This is a genomic window from Corynebacterium sp. MSK044, assembly GCF_030232825.1.
Classification (GTDB): domain Bacteria; phylum Actinomycetota; class Actinomycetes; order Mycobacteriales; family Mycobacteriaceae; genus Corynebacterium.
Genome location: NZ_JASPJJ010000046.1, coordinates 1 through 1,626, shown reverse-complemented (window position 1 = coordinate 1,626; position 1,626 = coordinate 1). Strand labels below are relative to the sequence as shown.

1 protein-coding gene is annotated in these 1,626 nt (G+C 56.9%); it reads left to right on the top strand.

Annotation, left to right across the window (positions count from 1 at the left end; all coding sequences use genetic code 11):
• Window positions 1-142: 142 nt before the first annotated feature.
• The coding region (istA, locus tag QP994_RS10990) for an IS21 family transposase (protein WP_284866814.1) at window positions 143-1,626 on the top strand (1,484 nt) is incomplete at its 3' end.

The following is a 1,626-nucleotide window of genomic DNA, read 5'->3' as shown; positions in this document are numbered from 1 at the left end:
TGTTGCGCGCGTGCATTTAGTAACACCGTGGTGACTATCGGGTAACGCGATGGTGAGTATCGAGTAACACTGCAGTTTTCGGGGAAACTCTTTGGTGACCGCGTGACTTCAGGGCACGCGGCATTGCCAAAGGAGTCCGATTGTGACTGACTACAGGGCGGTGATGGACCTCGTGCTCAAAGGCTGGTCCGTTCGCCAGATCACAGCGACGATGGGATGCTCGCATTCCACGGTGCAAAAAGTTCGTAAGGTGCTGCAAGCAGAGCAGATCACGACCGCGGCCCAGATTACTGGGCTCAATGATCAAGCCATAGCTGTGCTGTTTCATGACGGAAGATCCACAGGTCAGGGTGTGTTCGTCCCGATTGATTTCGATTCCGTGGTGAAAGCACGGACCGGAAGACATAAGACCACGCTGCAGGTCCTGTGGGGCAAGTACACCTCAACGCCAGCGCTGCCGGGGCAGCGGTACTACAGCTACGAGCGGTTTCGCCAGCTTGTAGCACAGCACGTAGATGCCACCGGGGTAACTGCTCGGATCGTGCACGCACCAGCTCACACTATGCAGGTGGACTGGGCAGGAACGAAGATGCGTTTGTTCGACCCCACCGGGGGACGTCCAAGCAAGCTCAGTGTGTTTGTCGCTTCGCTGCCGTATTCCGGGATGCTGTTTGCTTGTGCGTGTATCAATGAACGCCAACAAGCGTGGCTGGATGCGCATATGCAGGCGTTTGAGTACTTCGGCGGGGTGGCAGAGGTCATCGTCCCAGATAACGCCTCGACGGCGTCGAACGCGATAAGTGCTGCCGATCGCAATCGTCGTGTCAACACCACGTACGAGGAGTTTCTGGAGCACTACAACACCGCTGCGCTGCCAGCGCGTGCAAGACGGCCGAAAGACAAGGCCAATGTTGAGGCAGCAGTCAAGATCGTTACCCAAAAGGTCATCCATGCTCTTGACGATCATCAGTGCGTCAGCCTTGATGAGCTCAACAGTCGCATACTCAAACGAGTTGACGCGATTAATGCGCACACCCCGTTTCGTGGCAACACCATCAGTCGGCGGCAGCTGTTTGAAGACTTTGAGGCTGATTTGCTCACTGAACTGCCAAAACAGCGGTGGCAGCGCACGGAATGGAGGCGGGCCAAAGTCGCTCCCGACTTCCATATCACCGTCGCCAGCGTGCATTACTCCGTGCCCTACACACTTGTCGGCCGCACTGTTGATGTACGTATCACCGGCAACACGCTCACGGTTTTCGATGCCGGCGAGCGACAAGCAGTACATACGATTGCGCACCAACGCGGTGCCTTCGTCACCGACACTGACCATATCCCGCCGCAGATGGCCAACACCCATGGGCTTTGGACCTGTGAATACTTCCTACGCGAAGCTGCCAGGGTAGGGCCGCACACCCGCCGGGTCATCGCTGAGCTGATGGATGCGCGCCCAATCAAAGCACAAGCGTTCTTCTCATGCCGCAACGTGCTTTCCATGGGAAAACACGACAACAAGCCCATCTTGGAAGAAGCCTGTAGGCGACTCGTCGACCTTGAAGGCCGACGCCAGGCAGTGTCCTACACCGCAGTGAAGAACATGATGGCAGCCGTACGCAAAGAAGACAC